9 protein-coding genes are annotated in these 15,412 nt (G+C 72.7%); 4 read left to right on the forward strand and 5 right to left on the reverse strand.

What is annotated here, in order from left to right:
• Positions 1–137 precede the first annotated feature (137 nt).
• Positions 138–1,337 carry a serine hydrolase domain-containing protein gene (locus tag ACZ6K0_RS33170; protein ID WP_469233358.1) on the reverse strand — a complete coding sequence of 400 codons (1,200 nt, stop codon included), beginning with the start codon at positions 1,335–1,337 and terminating at the stop codon, positions 138–140.
• A gap of 147 nt (positions 1,338–1,484) precedes the next feature.
• Entirely contained in the window at positions 1,485–3,071 is a 1,587-nt protein-coding gene (locus tag ACZ6K0_RS33175) for an MFS transporter (RefSeq protein WP_469233360.1), read from the reverse strand.
• A gap of 191 nt (positions 3,072–3,262) precedes the next feature.
• On the opposite strand from ACZ6K0_RS33175, the gene ACZ6K0_RS33180 reads away from it, so the two are divergent.
• From ACZ6K0_RS33180 to mfd, 3 genes are all read left to right on the forward strand, one after another.
• Entirely contained in the window at positions 3,263–4,051 is a 789-nt protein-coding gene (locus ACZ6K0_RS33180; protein WP_376402564.1) for an ABC transporter ATP-binding protein, read from the forward strand.
• A complete protein-coding gene (locus ACZ6K0_RS33185) occupies positions 4,048–6,621 on the forward strand; it encodes an ABC transporter permease (RefSeq protein WP_469233362.1) in 2,574 nt (857 codons plus the stop codon). Before ACZ6K0_RS33180 ends, ACZ6K0_RS33185 begins: the two co-directional genes overlap by 4 nt.
• A gap of 288 nt (positions 6,622–6,909) precedes the next feature.
• Complete coding sequence (gene mfd, locus ACZ6K0_RS33190; protein WP_469233365.1) at positions 6,910–10,440, forward strand: transcription-repair coupling factor; 3,531 nt, start codon at positions 6,910–6,912, stop codon at positions 10,438–10,440.
• A gap of 154 nt (positions 10,441–10,594) precedes the next feature.
• Here the strand turns inward: mfd and ACZ6K0_RS33195 are convergent, their stop codons facing one another.
• Complete coding sequence (locus ACZ6K0_RS33195) at positions 10,595–11,854, reverse strand: SGNH/GDSL hydrolase family protein (RefSeq protein WP_469233367.1); 1,260 nt, start codon at positions 11,852–11,854, stop codon at positions 10,595–10,597.
• Positions 11,855–11,902: 48 nt separating this feature from the next.
• Positions 11,903–12,481, reverse strand: a complete 579-nt coding sequence (locus ACZ6K0_RS33200; RefSeq protein WP_376402552.1) for a TetR/AcrR family transcriptional regulator — start codon at positions 12,479–12,481, stop codon at positions 11,903–11,905.
• Between the two features lie 135 nt (positions 12,482–12,616).
• Between ACZ6K0_RS33200 and ACZ6K0_RS33205 the strand changes: the two genes are divergently transcribed.
• Positions 12,617–13,486, forward strand: coding sequence for an SCO6745 family protein (locus ACZ6K0_RS33205; RefSeq protein ID WP_469233482.1), 870 nt, complete (start codon positions 12,617–12,619; stop codon positions 13,484–13,486).
• Between the two features lie 52 nt (positions 13,487–13,538).
• On the opposite strand, the gene ACZ6K0_RS33210 is transcribed toward ACZ6K0_RS33205, so the two are convergent.
• Positions 13,539–15,368, reverse strand: coding sequence for an endonuclease/exonuclease/phosphatase family protein (locus ACZ6K0_RS33210; RefSeq protein ID WP_469233369.1), 1,830 nt, complete (start codon positions 15,366–15,368; stop codon positions 13,539–13,541).
• Between the last annotated feature and the right edge of the window lie 44 nt (positions 15,369–15,412).

Raw genomic sequence — 15,412 nt, forward strand, 5'->3', positions numbered from 1 at the left:
CGGCGCCCTGGAAGACGGCGGCCGGCGCCCCGCTGGGTGCTGCGTCAGCTGTCGGCGGGATCCCGTGGGGCTGCGGCGACCACGTCGTAGGTGCGGCCGCCCGCGACGAACTCGCCGAGCGGGCTCATGCCCACGCCCTAGCTGCCGAAGGCCGCGAGGGCCAGTCGCTGGGCCGCCGCGGGAACGCCGTCGACGGGACCGGCGGTGCCCACCGCGTAGACCGCGCGCAAGCCGAGGTCCCGGGAGGCGAAGACACCGCTGCGGTACCCCGGATCCGATCCCGTCTTGCCCCACAGGAGCGATCCGTCGGGCAGGGGCGTGGACATCAGCCCCACGCTGAAGCAGGCCGTGCCCCTGCCCGGCCCGGTGTTGCACTGGGAGTCGTCCGCGTACGGCAGGGGCTTGCCATCGGCGCCCTTCGGTAGCGAGAACAGTTCGGCGGTCTGCGCCGGGCGCAGCAGCCGGCCGTCGAACAGGCCGGATATGAACCGGTCCAGATCCGCTGTGGTCGAGGTCATGCTCGCGGGCAGCCCACCCTGCACGTTGACGTCGACCAGACCGCCCCCGCTCCTCGCCTGATAGCCGGGCAGGTACGGCCGGGGCACGGGTGTGTTGCGGTTCGGCACGGCGGCTCGGGTGTCCCGCATCTTCAGCGGCTTGAGGATGCGGGTGGTCACCTCGTACTGGTACGAGTGTCCGGTGATCTCCTCGATGAGCTTCCCGGCGATCCGGTAGCCGAAGGAGTTGTACTCCTGCCGTGTGCCGGGGCTGAAGTGCGGTCCCGGGCCCGGCCGGCCCTCGGGGCGGAGCGTCTCCCGGATCACCTCGTCGAAGGTGACGTAGTCCAGCCGGCGCTCGATCTCCTCGTCCGGCGTGCCGGCCGGCGCGCCCTCCAGGTCCTGCGGGAGCCCGCTGGTGTGGTCGAGCAACTGCCGCACGCTGACCGGCTCCTTGAACCGGTCCTCCGGCAGAAGGCCGGGCAGATGGCGCTGAATGCTCTCGTCCAGGTCGACACGGCCCTCGGCGGACAGCTGGAGCAGGATCACCGCCTCCATGGGCTTGCTGATGCTGCCGATCCTGAAGTGCGCGCGCGGTGAGACGGGCCGGCCGGTGACGACGTCCCCGACCGCACCCCGCCAGGTCTCCCCGCTCTTGTGCACCTCCGCCACGACGCCGGCCGCACCGTCGCCCGGACGCGGGACGATCGCCGCGCGCAGAGCGGCCCGGTCCAGTGCCGGGGAGGGGCCGGTGGCGGCGGCCTGGGCGGGCGCGACGACACCGAACGCCAGGGCGGCGGACAGGGCAAGGGCCGAGGAACGACGCGTGGAACGACGCATGGGACGACGCATGGGGAGACTCCACCTCTCGAAGCGGTGATCAGGTTCGGTTCGAGTCTGTCCGCCCGGTGCGCCCGGGCCGACGGGGATCACCCCGGTTCAACCCTGAGACGACCCTGACCCCTCATCAGGGAGACGGGCTCCGCCTCAGCCGCGTGCCTCTTCGCTCCGGTCGTCCTCCGTCGCTTCCGTCAGGACCGGGAAGCGGCGTGGTGCCAGGGTGAGGAGGGCCAGGAGGGCCAGGGCGGCCGCGGCCGCCGCGCCCAGGTAGACGTAGTCGACCGCCGCGTCGACCGCCCGGCGCAGGTGGTCCATCGTCTCGGCGGTGAGGGACGCGGGGGCGTCCAGGGCGCGGGCCAGGGTGTCCAGGTCGGTGCCACCGCCCAGGCGGGCCGCCAGGACGCCGTTCGCGACCGCGCCGAAGAGGGCCGCGCCGACGCTCTGGCCGACCTGGCGGCAGAAGAGGACGGAGGCGGTGGTCGTGCCTCGCTCCTCGTACGGGACGGTCGACTGGACGCCGACGATCAGGGGGAGTTGGAAGAGGCCGAGCGTCGCGCCCAGGAGCAGCATCAGGAGCGCGGGCTGCCACGGTTCGCCGGGGAACGGCAGGAACGGGAAGGCGAGCAGCAGGAGTAGTGCTCCCGAGATGCCGAGGATCGCGGTGGCGCGGAAGCCGATGCGGTTGTAGACGCGGTTGGAGAGCGCCGCCGAGATGGGCCAGCTCAGGGTCCAGGTGGAGAGGACGAAGCCGGCGGCTATGGGTCCCAGGCCGAGGACGGACTGGGCGTATGTCGGGAGGAAGACGGTCGGGGCGACCATCAGCAGGCCCAGGGCGCCCAGGGAGAGGTTGACGGCGGCTATCGTGCGGCGCCGCCAGACCCAGCCGGGGATGATCGGTTCCGCCGCGCGCCGTTCGATGACGACGGTGAGCGCGCCGAGGGCGGCGGCTCCGCCCAGCAGGCCGAGAGACGGGGCGGAGAACCAGGGCCAGGCGACGCCGCCCTGGACGAGCGCGGTGATGAGCAGCGCGCCGGTGGCGAAGACGGCGAGCGCGCCGGCCCAGTCGATCCGGGGCTTCTCGCGGGGCGTGGTCGTGGTGCGCTGGGGTTCTACCAGGTGGCGGGTGACCAGCCAGAGCGCGACGAGGCCGACCGGCAGGTTGATCAGGAAGATCCAGCGCCAGTCGGCGTACCCGGCGAGCAGGCCGCCGACCGCCGGGCCGGCGACGGAGGACGCGGCCCACACGGAGGAGAGCCGCGCCTGGATCTTCGGGCGCTCCTTCAGCGGGTACAGGTCGGCGGCGATCGTCTGGACCGTTCCCTGGAGGGCGCCGCCGCCGAGGCCCTGGACGACGCGGAAGGCGATGAGGGAGGCCATGCTCCAGGCGGCGGCGCAGAGCAGCGAGCCGATGAGGAACAGGACGATGCCGGCGACGAGGACGGGCTTGCGGCCGAAGGTGTCGCTGAGCTTCCCGTACACCGGCAGGGTCACGGTCACGGCGAGCAGGTAGCCGGAGAACAGCCAGGAGAAGACGGTGAGTCCGCCGAGGTCGCCGACGATCTGGGGGACGGCGGTGGAGACGATCGTGCCGTCGATGGCGGCGAGCCCCATGGCGAGCATGAGCGCGGCCACGACGGGGCCTCGGCGTGCGGCCGTGCGGGGGTCGGGGGGTGCGGTGGCGGCCGGTGTCCCGGGCCCGCCCGCTCCCGCCGGTGTCGTGGACGCCTCGGTCACCGCGAGATTCCTTTCTTCGTACACCTAAATGTTCGCGGTCAGGGTCTCACCCGTACCAGGGTCGTAGGAACCCCTAGGGGGCTCTCCCCCATACGGGCCAGGGGTCGTTCGTCCCGTCGGAGGAGGAGAAGTCCCGTTCCCGGTTCTTAACTTGAACCTACAAACCCACCCACTGCTCCTAGGAGAAGACCGTGACTTCGGCTGTGACCATCCCCAGGCACGGGGGTACTGGAGGGCGTACGGCCGTCGCCGCTCGGGCGCGTCAGGTCGTCAAGGCGTACGGCACGGGGGAGACCCGGGTCGTCGCGCTGGACGCCGTCGACGTGGACATCGCCCGTGGCCGCTTCACCGCGATCATGGGGCCCTCGGGCTCCGGCAAGTCGACCCTGATGCACTGCCTCGCCGGGCTCGACACCGTCACCAGCGGCGAGATCCACCTCGACGAGACCGAGATCACCGGGCTCAAGGACAAGAAGCTCACACAGCTGCGCCGGGACCGGATCGGCTTCATCTTCCAGGCGTTCAACCTGCTGCCGACCCTGAGCGCCATCGAGAACATCACGCTCCCGATGGACATCGCCGGGCGGAAGCCGGACGCCGAGTGGCTGCGCCGGGTCGTCGACACCGTCGGGCTCTCCGACCGCCTCAAGCACCGGCCGAACGAGCTCTCCGGCGGTCAGCAGCAGCGTGTCGCCGTGGCCCGCGCGCTCGCCGCCCGGCCCGAGATCATCTTCGGCGACGAGCCGACCGGAAACCTCGACTCCCGGGCCGGCGCCGAGGTCCTCGGCTTCCTGCGGCAGTCCGTCGACGAGCTGGGCCAGACGATCGTCATGGTCACGCACGACCCGGTCGCCGCCTCCTACGCCGACCGGGTCCTCTACCTCGCCGACGGGCGGATCGTGGACGAGATGGAGCGGCCCACCGCCGACGCCGTCCTCGACCGCATGAAGGACTTCGACGCGCGCGGGCGGACGTCATGACCGTCCTCAAGACCTCCCTGCGCAACTTCCTCGCACACAAGGGACGCATGGCGCTCTCCGCCGTCGCCGTCCTCCTCTCCGTCGCGTTCGTCTCGGGGACGCTCGTCTTCACCGACACGATGAACACGACGTTCGACAAGCTCTTCGCGTCGACCGCCTCCGACGTCAGCGTCAGCCCGAAGGCCGCGGCGGCGGACGACGAGACCCCGCAGACCGGCCGCCCCGAGTCCCTCCCCGCCTCGCTCGTCGAGCAGGTCAGGAAGGCGGAGGGCGTCCAGGGCGCGCAGGGCGCGATCGCCTCCACCAGCGTCACCGTCGTCGACGCCGCGAACAAGAACGTCGGACCCACCAGCGGCGCCCCGACCATCGCCCTCAACTGGAGCCCCAACGAGCTCCGTTCGGTGGAGCTCGTCTCCGGCCACGAGCCGCGCGGCCCCACCGACGTGGTCGTCGACGGCGCCACCGCCGAGAAGCACGGCCTGAAGATCGGCGACGAGCTGCGGACCATCGCCGTCGACGGCGACTTCACCGCGAAGATCTCCGGCATCGTCGACTTCAAGGTCACCAACCCCGGCGCCACCCTCGTCTACTTCGACACGGCCACCGCGCAGCGCGAACTCCTCGGCAAGGAAGGCCTGTTCACCCAGGTCCAGGCCGACGCGAAGCCCGGTGTCAGCGACGACGCCCTCAAGGCGGGCATCGCCGCGGCCATCGGCGACGGCTACAAGCTCCAGACGGCCGCCGAGGCCGCCGACGCGGGCCGCGAGGACGTCGCCGGCTTCCTCGACGTCATGAAGTACGCGATGCTCGGCTTCGCCGGGATCGCCTTCCTCGTCGGCATCTTCCTCATCGTCAACACCTTCTCCATGCTGGTCGCCCAGCGCACCCGCGAGATCGGCCTCATGCGGGCCATCGGCTCCAGCCGCAAGCAGATCAACCGCTCCGTCCTCGTCGAGGCGCTGCTCCTCGGCGTCGTCGGCTCGGTCGCCGGCGTCGCGGCGGGCGTCGGACTCGCCGTCGGCCTCATGAAGCTCATGTCCTCCATGGGCATGGAGCTCTCCACCCGCGACCTCACCGTCGCGTGGACGACCCCCGCCGTCGGCCTCGCCCTCGGCATCGTCGTCACCGTCCTCGCCGCCTACATCCCGGCCCGCCGCGCCGGGAAGGTCTCCCCGATGGCCGCCCTCCGCGACGCGGGCACCCCCGCCGACGGAAAGGCCGGACGGGTCCGGGGCGGGCTCGGCCTCGCCCTCACCGCCGCCGGAGCCGCCGCCCTGTGGGCCGCGACCCGCGCCGACGAAGCCGGTCCCGGCTCCCTCTGGCTCGGCCTCGGCGTCGTCCTCTCCCTCCTCGGCTTCATCGTCATCGGCCCGCTCCTCGCGGGCGGCGTGGTCCGCGCCCTCGGCGTCGTCGTCCTGCGGGTCTTCGGCCCCGTCGGCCGGATGGCCGAGCGCAACGCCCTGCGCAACCCGCGCCGCACCGGCGCCACCGGCGCCGCCCTGATGATCGGCCTCGCCCTCGTCGCCTGCCTCTCGGTGGTCGGCTCCTCGATGGTCGCCTCGGCCACCGACGAGCTGGACCGCTCCGTCGGCGCCGACTTCATCGTCCAGTCCGGCACCGGCCAGCCGATCGTGCCGCAGGCGCAGGCCGCCCTGGAGAAGGTCCCCGGCCTCGACCACGTCACCGAGTACAAGTGGGTCGACGCCAAGGTCACCGACACGCGCGGCCGGACCACGACGGCCGACCTGGCCGCCACCGACCCGACGTACATGAAGGACCTCCGCCGCGACGTCACCGCCGGCACGCTCACCGACGCCTACGGCGCGGACGCGATGTCCGTCGGCAGCGACTACGCCGCCGAGCACGGCGTGAAGGTCGGCGACGTGCTGACCCTCGCCTTCAAGGGCGGCGAGACGGCGAAGCTCAAGGTCGCGGCGATCACCGCGGACACCGGCCAGGTCGACAAGGGGGCGATGTACATCAACGTCACCACCCTCGCCCGGTACGTCCCCGCCGACCGGACGCCCCGCAGCCTGCTGATCCTCGCCAGCGCCAAGGAGGGCCAGGAGACCCAGGCGTACGAGGCGGTCAAGGACGCCCTCGCGCCCTACCCCCAGTACAAGGCCAGCAACCAGGCCGACTACAAGGAGGACCTCAAGGACCAGGTCGGCCAGCTCCTCAACATCGTGTACGGGCTCCTCGCCCTCGCGATCGTCGTGGCGATCCTCGGTGTCGTGAACACCCTGGCCCTCTCGGTCGTCGAGCGGACCCGCGAGATCGGCCTCATGCGCGCCATCGGCCTCTCCCGCCGCCAGCTGCGCCGCATGATCCGCCTGGAGTCGGTGGTCATCGCCCTCTTCGGCGCCCTCCTGGGCCTCGGCCTGGGCATGGGCTGGGGCACGGCCGCCCAGAAGCTGCTCGCCCTGGAGGGCCTCGGCGTCCTGGAGATCCCCTGGCCGACGATCCTCACCGTCTTCGTCGGCTCGGCCTTCGTCGGCCTCTTCGCGGCCCTGGTCCCGGCCTTCCGCGCGGGTCGCATGAACGTCCTGAACGCGATCGCGAGCGAGTAGCGGTCGCGGGACGGCAACGGGGGAGCGGCCCCGGTGGACCCTGCCAGGTCCACCGGGGCCGCTTGGTGTCGCCGGCTCCGGTGGTGCCGCCTGGTGTCGCCGGCTCCGTCACTCTCCCGAGTGGCCCCTTTCCTTCGGGCGAGTGACAGCGGCACGTCGTAGGCTGAGGGACGCACCGGGCGGCCGTACGCGCCCGGGACCACCCGGCCCGTGAGACGTGTCGGGCTGTTCGCGTTGCCCGCCCCGCGCCACCGCGCCCCGTACTCCGAACCCGGGATGGAAAGCTCCATGAGCCTGCACGGCCTGCTTGATGTAGTCGTCAAGGACGCGGCCCTCGCCGAGGCGGTGAAGGCCGCCGCCGACGGGAACCGCCCGCACGTCGACCTGGTCGGGCCCGCCGCCGCGCGGCCGTTCGCCGTCGCCGCGCTCGCCCGCGACTCGGGGCGCCCGGTCCTCGCCGTCACCGCGACCGGGCGGGAGGCCGAGGACCTGGCCGCCGCGCTGCGCTCGCTCCTCGACCCGGACACGGTCGCCGAGTACCCCTCCTGGGAGACCCTCCCGCACGAGCGGCTCTCGCCCCGCTCCGACACCGTCGGACGCCGCCTCGCCGTGCTGCGCCGCCTCGCGCACCCGCGCGACGACGACCCGGCCGCCGGCCCCGTGAGCGTGGTCGTCGCACCCATCCGCTCCGTGCTCCAGCCGCAGGTCAAGGGCCTCGGCGACCTGGAGCCGGTCTCGCTGCGGTCCGGCCAGAGCGCGGACCTGAACGAGATCGTCGAGGGGCTCGCGGCCGCCGCGTACTCCCGTGTCGAGCTCGTCGAGAAGCGCGGCGAGTTCGCCGTCCGCGGCGGCATCCTTGACGTCTTCCCGCCCACCGAGGAGCACCCGCTCCGCATCGAGTTCTGGGGCGACGACGTCGAGGAGATCCGCTACTTCAAGGTCGCGGACCAGCGCTCCCTCGAAGTCGCCGAGCACGGCCTGTGGGCGCCGCCCTGCCGCGAGCTGCTCCTCACCGACTCCGTACGGGAGCGGGCTGCGGCGCTCGCCGAGGAGCACCCTGAGCTGGGCGAGCTCCTCAACAAGATCGCGGAGGGCATCGCGGTCGAGGGCATGGAGTCCCTCGCCCCCGTCCTCGTCGACGACATGGAGCTGCTGCTCGACGTGCTGCCGAAGGGCGCCATGGCCGTGGTCTGCGACCCGGAGCGCGTCCGGACCCGGGCCTCGGACCTGGTGGCGACCTCGCAGGAGTTCCTCCAGGCCTCGTGGGCGGCGACCGCCGGCGGCGGCGAGGCCCCGATCGACGTCGGCGCGGCCTCCCTGTGGGGGATCGCGGACGTCCGGGACCGGGCGCGCGAGCTGGACATCGCCTGGTGGTCGGTGTCGCCGTTCGCGGCGGACGAGGTCCTGTCGGGCGACACGCTCGTCCTCGGCATGCGCGCCCCGGAGTCGTACCGCGGCGACACCGCCCGCGCGCTCGCCGACACCAAGGGGTGGCTGGCCGACGGCTGGCGCACGGTGTACGTGACGGAGGCCCACGGCCCCGCGACCCGTACCGTCGAGGTCCTCGGCGGCGAGGGCATCGCCGCCCGCCTCGACGCGGACCTGGCGGAGATCTCGCCGTCCGTCGTGCACGTGTCGACCGGCTCCATCGACTTCGGCTTCGTCGACCCGGCGCTCAAGCTCGCCGTCCTCACCGAGACCGACCTGTCCGGCCAGAAGGCGGCCGGCAAGGACGGCCAGCGGATGCCGGCCAAGCGCCGCAAGACCATCGACCCGCTGACCCTGGAGGTCGGCGACTACATCGTGCACGAGCAGCACGGCGTCGGCCGGTACGTGGAGATGGTCCAGCGGACCGTGCAGGGCGCGACCCGCGAGTACCTCCTCGTCGAGTACGCCCCCGCCAAGCGCGGCCAGCCCGGCGACCGGCTGTACATCCCGACCGACCAGCTGGAGCAGGTCACCAAGTACGTGGGCGGCGAGGCGCCGACGCTGCACCGGCTCGGCGGCGCGGACTGGACGAAGACCAAGGCGCGCGCGAAGAAGGCCGTCAAGGAGATCGCCGCCGACCTGATCAAGCTGTACTCGGCGCGGATGGCGGCCCCTGGGCACGCCTTCGGCGAGGACACCCCGTGGCAGCGCGAGCTGGAGGACGCCTTCCCGTACGTGGAGACGCCCGACCAGCTGTCCACCATCGCCGAGGTGAAGGAGGACATGGAGAAGACGGTCCCCATGGACCGGCTGATCTGCGGCGACGTCGGCTACGGCAAGACGGAGATCGCGGTCCGCGCGGCCTTCAAGGCGGTCCAGGACGGCAAGCAGGTCGCCGTCCTCGTCCCGACGACGCTCCTCGTGCAGCAGCACTTCGGCACGTTCAGCGAGCGGTACTCGCAGTTCCCGGTGAAGGTGCGGGCGCTGTCCCGGTTCCAGAGCGACACCGAGTCCAAGGCGACCCTGGAGGGGCTGCGGGAGGGTGCGGTCGACGTCGTCATCGGCACCCACCGCCTGTTCTCGTCCGAGACGAAGTTCAAGGACCTGGGCCTGGTCATCGTCGACGAGGAGCAGCGCTTCGGCGTCGAGCACAAGGAGCAGCTGAAGAAGCTCCGCGCCAACGTCGACGTGCTGACGATGTCGGCCACCCCCATCCCCCGTACGCTCGAAATGGCGGTCACGGGCATCCGCGAGATGTCGACGATCACCACTCCGCCGGAGGAGCGGCACCCGGTCCTCACCTTCGTCGGCCCGTACGAGGAGAAGCAGATCGGCGCGGCCATCCGCCGTGAACTCCTGCGCGAGGGCCAGGTCTTCTACATCCACAACCGGGTCGACTCCATCGACCGCGCGGCCGCCCGCCTCCGGGAGATCGTGCCGGAGGCGCGGATCGCGACGGCCCACGGCCAGATGTCGGAATCGGCCCTGGAGCAGGTCGTCGTCGACTTCTGGGAGAAGAAGTTCGACGTGCTCGTCTCGACGACGATCGTCGAGTCCGGCATCGACATCTCCAACGCCAACACCCTCATCGTCGAGCGCGGCGACAACTTCGGCCTCTCGCAGCTCCACCAGCTGCGCGGCCGTGTCGGCCGGGGCCGCGAGCGCGGTTACGCGTACTTCCTCTACCCGCCGGAGAAGCCGCTGACGGAGACCGCGCACGAGCGGCTCGCGACGATCGCCCAGCACACCGAGATGGGCGCGGGCATGTACGTGGCGATGAAGGACCTGGAGATCCGCGGCGCGGGCAACCTGCTCGGCGGCGAGCAGTCCGGTCACATCGCGGGCGTCGGCTTCGACCTGTACGTACGGATGGTCGGCGAGGCGGTCGCGGACTACCGGGCGCAGATGGAGGGCGGGGTGGAGGAGGAGGCGCCGCTGGAGGTCAAGATCGAGCTCCCGGTCGACGCCCACATGCCGCACGACTACGCGCCGGGCGAGCGGCTCCGCCTCCAGGCCTACCGCTCGATCGCCTCCGCGAACTCGGAGGAGGACATCAGGGCCGTACGCGAGGAGCTCACCGACCGGTACGGCAAGCTCCCGGAGCCGGTCGAGAACCTGCTCCTGGTGGCGGGCCTCCGCATGCTGGCCCGCGCGTGCGGCGTCGGCGAGATCGTCCTCCAGGGCCCGAACATCCGCTTCGCCCCGGTGGAGTTGAGGGAGTCGCAGGAACTGCGCCTGAAGCGCCTCTACCCGCGCACGGTCATCAAGCCGGCGGTCCACCAGATCCTGGTCCCGCGCCCGACCTCGGGCAAGATCGGCGGCAAGCCGGTCGTGGGGCGCGAACTCCTCGCGTGGACGGGGGAGTTCCTGACGACGATCCTCGGCTCGTGAGGTCGTGAGGTCGTGAGGCCGTGTGGCCGTGTGGCCGTGGAGTCGTGAGCTCGTGAGGCCGTAATGTCGTGCGGCCGTGAGGTCGTGCGGCCGTGAGGCCGTGCCCGTGCCCCGGGTGGTTCCGCCGAACCGCCCGGGGGCACGGACGCGTCCGTCAGAGCTCGTCGAGGTCGAGGGCGTCGGCCATCGCCTCGTAGCCCGCGTCGTTCGGGTGGAGGGCGTCGCCCGAGTCGTAGGCCGGGAGGATGCGGTCCCGGTCCGTCGGGTCCGCGACCGCGCGGTCGAAGTCGACGACCGCGTCGTACGCGCCCGACGTGCGGATCCAGTCGTTGACGGCGTCCCGCTTGGCCTCGTTCGCCGGGGAGTCGTAGAAGGAGCCCTTGATCGGCGTGAGGGTCGCGCCGACGGCCTTGAGGCCCTTCGCGTGGGCCTCGCGGATCAGGGTGCGGTGACCCGCGATCAGCCGCGCGGCGGAGACGTCGGGGGTGGGCGCGGCGGGGAAGGTCGTCGTGCTGCCGCCGATGTCGTTGATGCCTTCGAGGATGATCACGGTCCGGGTGCCGGGCTCCGTCAGGACGTCCTGCCGGAAGCGCGTGAGGGCCTTCTCGCCCGCCCAGGTGGTGTCGTTGACGACCTGGTTGCCGGCGATGCCGTGGTTGACGACGGCGCGCGGGCGCCCGGCCTCGGCGAGGCGTTCCGCCAGCTGGTCGGGGTAGCGGTTGTCGGTGTCGACGGTGGAGCCGACGCCGTCGGTGATGGAGTCGCCGAAGGTGACGACGCCGTTCCGGCGTCCGGCGTCCCGGCCGCCGGTGACCTCGATGCCGGAGAGGAAGTACCAGGACGAGCTGGTCTCCTGGAAGGCCGCGCCGGTCAGGTCGGCGCGGTGGTCGCCGTCGGCCCGGTAGCTGGTGGCCGAGGAGATGTGGTGGAAGGTGGCGGGGCCGGTCTTCTCCGCCAGGTAGAGGGTGACGGTCAGGGACTCGAAGGCCGCGACGGGGAGGTTCGCGGCGTCGCTGAGGAGCGTGCCGCCGGCCGGGATCGTCACGGACGCCTGCCCGTCGAAACGGAGTTGGCGTACGGAGCCGGGGCGTACGGCGCTGCCCTCGGCGGTACGGGCGACGGTCGCACCCGTGATCCGCAGGGGCGTGGAGCCGTAACGGTTCGTCAGCTCGATCCGGGCCCGGGTGCCGCCGGTGGTGACCCGGACGACCTGGCGGACGGTGTGGTTGTCGAAGCCCTGCTGCGACCAGTTGGCGGCGAAGGGTGCGGTCGCCGACTGCGGTGACGCGGCCCAGGCGGCGCGCCAGGAGGGGCCCTGGTGGCCGGTGTCGGCGAGGGCCGTGGGGGCCAGTCCGAGGGCGGCGGCGGTGAGGAGGGCTATGGCGGAGCGGCGCAGGGTGTTCGTCGTTTGCATGCTTGGGTCAATTACGGGCTGGCGCGGGGTATTCCCGGGGAGTAGCGGCTAGTTCCGCTGTTCCGTGGCCAGTTGGGCCGTGAAGAGCAGGCCCGTCAGTGAGCGGAAGTACTCCTCCGGGTTCCGGTCGCCCAGCGCCGACGCGATGTTCTGCGTCAGGAGCAGCGTCGCGAAGCCGTGGGCGAGCGACCAGGCCGCGATGCCGGCCGTGCGGGCGTCGGGGACGTCCGGCAGGCCGGCCACGCCCGCGCGGAGTTCGGCGGAGGCGCGCTCCTTGGCGGCGAGGAGGGCCGGGTCGTCCGTGCGGAGCAGCTCCGGCTGGAACATGACCTGGAAGTGGGCGGGGTGCTCCGTCGCGAACCGCACGTACCGCACGCCGCGTTCGCGCAGCTCGGGCGTGTCGGCGAGGGCGTCGGCCAGGAGGTCGTACCCCTCGGCGGCGATCGCGGTGAGGAGTCCGGTGCGGTCCTTGAAGTGGTGGGCGGGGGCGGCGTGGGAGACGCCGGCGCGGCGGGCGAGGTCGCGCAGGCTCAGCGCCCCGGGGCCCTCGGCGGCGATCACGTCGAGGGCGGCGGCGAGGACGGACTGTCGCAGGTCGCCGTGGTGGTAGGTCTTCCGGCTCGTCATGGCAGCAGCCTAGCCGGTATCTAGGCATTGACAAGTTCGCGGGGTCGAGGGCAATCTTGTCAGTGACAAGTCGTTGGGTCAGTCGAACGCTCGATCACTGGGGAGACAGCTGTGGAAACCGGACGCGTACGCCAGATGTGGCACCTGCTCGAACCCCTGCACGCCCTGCTCTACTACGCCCCCGAGGCCTTCGACGAGGCCGCTGCCCTCGGCTACGACACCGCCGAGCGCTGGCCCTCCTACTTCGCCTGGCGCTCCGCCCCGCTCGGCGCGCCCGGCCCGGCCCGGGTGGCCTCGGCCTTCTACAGCTTCAGCCCCGCGATGGTCGCCCGGTACGTGCCGGCGGGCGACGGTCAGGAGGCCCGGGGCCCCGCCGTGAGCCCCGTCGCGAGCGCCGCCGACGTCCTCGCCGCCCGCCTCCGGGCCGTCGACCGCACCTGCCGTGCCGTCCTCGGCGAGGACGCGGTCAAGAGCTCCGAGCTCGTCGCGGCCGCCGCCCTCGCCCGCCGCGCCGCCGAGGCGGCAGGGACGGAGGGGCGGCCCCTCGCCGCCGCCAACGCCGGCCTGCCCTGGCCCGACGCCCCGCACCTCGTCCTCTGGCAGGCCGCGACGATCCTGCGCGAGCACCGCGGCGACGGACACCTCGCCGCGCTCCTCGTCGCCGGGCTCGACCCGGTCGAGGCGCTCGTCTCCTTCGCGGCGATCGGCGCCGCCTCCGAGCCGGTCTTCGAGAGCCGGGGCTGGAGCCCGGCCGAGTGGGCGGCCGCGCGCGAGCGGCTCGTCGCCCGCGGGGTCCTGGGCGAGGACGGGGACGTCACCGACGAGGGCCGCGCCCTGCGCGCCGAGGTCGAGCTCCGTACGGACGAACTGGCCGCCGCCCCCTGGGCCGCCCTCGGCCCCGAGGACACCGCCCGGCTCGCCGAACTGCTCGGCGGCCCCTGGCTGTCCGCGATCGGCTCCGGCCTCCTCCCCGCCGAGAACACGCTGGGGATCGGCAAGGTGTGAGGCCGGCGGCCGGAGACCGGTGACCTGCATGTCACGGGATCGACCGGCGGGATCAGAAGAGCAGTTCGCCCGCCGGGAAGCTCGAACCGATCTTCACGCGCGGGGCGTACCCGCCGGTGCCGTTGCCCCTGTACGAGTACAGGCCGCCCCCGGCCTCGCGGCCGACCAGGTCCGGCTTTCCGTCGCCGTCCAGGTCGCCGGGGGCGACGAGGACGTCGTAGACGTTCCAGTTCGTGCCGATGGCCTGGCGGGCCGCGAACGTCCCGTCGCCGTTGCCCCGGTGGAGCCAGAGGCGGCCGGTGCCGTCGATCGCGACGAGGTCGGCGGCCTTCGGGCCGGCAAGGTCCTGGTCGAAGTCGACGGCGACCACGGACCGGTAGCCGCCCCAGGTGCTCCCGTCCCCGCCGGTGTCGGCGATCCGCGTGCGCGCGGCGTAGGCGTGCGCGCCGGTCCCCTTGTGGAGCCAGAGCCCGCCCGCGGTGTCGCGGGTGATCAGGTCGGGGACGGTGTCACCGTCGACGTCGCCGGGGGCGAGGAGCAGGTCGTCGTTCCCGAAGCCGGTCCCCGCCGCCGTGCGGCCGGAGCCGCCGGAGTACGAGCCGTCGGAGGCGGCGGCCTCGTAGTGCCACAGGTCGCCGGCCGCGTCGACGGCGGCGAGCGTCGTTCCCTGGCGGGCGACCAGCCTCATCCCCTTCCAGCCGGTGCCGACCTTGCACGGCTTGGCCAGGGCGGCGGTGGTGCCGTCGGCCCGGCCCTCGTAGCGGTACAGCCCGCCGACCGCGTCCCGCCGGAACACCGCGCCGGGGGTGGCGCCGTAGGCGACGCAGTCCTCCCAGGAGGCCGCGCCGCGGATCGGCAGGTGGTCGGAGACCCATCGGCCGGCGGTCGGGGTCGTCGGCTCGGGAGGCACGTCGCCCACCTCGCCGCGGAAGTACCGGGAGCTGAAGAAGGTGTAGTCGAGCTTCTGCGTCCGCGCCGTGTGCGCCGCGTCGAGCTTGGTCTGCTGCCCGCTGCGGCACCGCACGGCCGGGGCGGCGCAGAGCGTGCCGCGCATACCGAAGCGGTCGGCGTCGGTCTCGTCGGCCTCGGCGAACGTGCCGTGGCCGCCTTCGCCGGCCTCGTAGAAGCGGTCGAGCACGTCACCCCAGGGGGAGGAGTTGAAGTCGCCGCCGAGGACGACGGGGAGGCCCGCGTCCTCCCACGCCTTGGCCTGCGCGGCCAGCTTGTCGGCCTCCCTGGCCATCACCGCGTGCATCGCCCGCTGCTGGGCGGTGGGGTCGGCGGGCAGGGTCGGGAGCCCCCACCAGAGGTGGACGGAGCACGCCCAGGTCAGCCGGGACTGCACCCAGGCCTTGACGCAGGGGGCCTTGATGTCCTCCGCGTTCGAGCCCGGGACGGTGGCCAGGATCGCGGCCCGCGTGTCCAGGGCGAGGTCGACGCCGTCGACGACGACGCCCCTGACGAAGGTGGCCATCCCGTAGCTCGGGGTGGTGGTGCCGACCGGGTCCTCGCAGAGCGACCCGAGGCTGCCGGCCGGGACGGTCTCGACGTACCGGCCCGTGTATCCCCGGCTGCCGAGGCGGGCGTTCAGGTCGTCGAACTGGTACCTGCAGACCTCGACGAGGAAGAGGTAGTCGGCGTTCCAGACGCCCGCCGCCGTCTCGTCGACGATCGCGTCGTACCGCGCCTCGTTGCCGGCGGCGCTGACGTCGCACCCGCCGGTGCCGCCGCTGCCGCACATGTTGTACGTGTACGTCCTGACCGGCGGCGCGGTCGACGGGCCCACCGTGTCCGCCTGGGCCTGAGGCGCTGTCAGCACCGGACCCGCGCACAGGACGGCCAGTACGGCGGTCAGCGCCCGGAACACTCCGGACCTTTGCATGCGTCCCCCTGAGGAATCGTGTCGGAAGGTCGGAACGCTACCTT

The organism is Streptomyces sp. NPDC042346, from assembly GCF_055581845.1.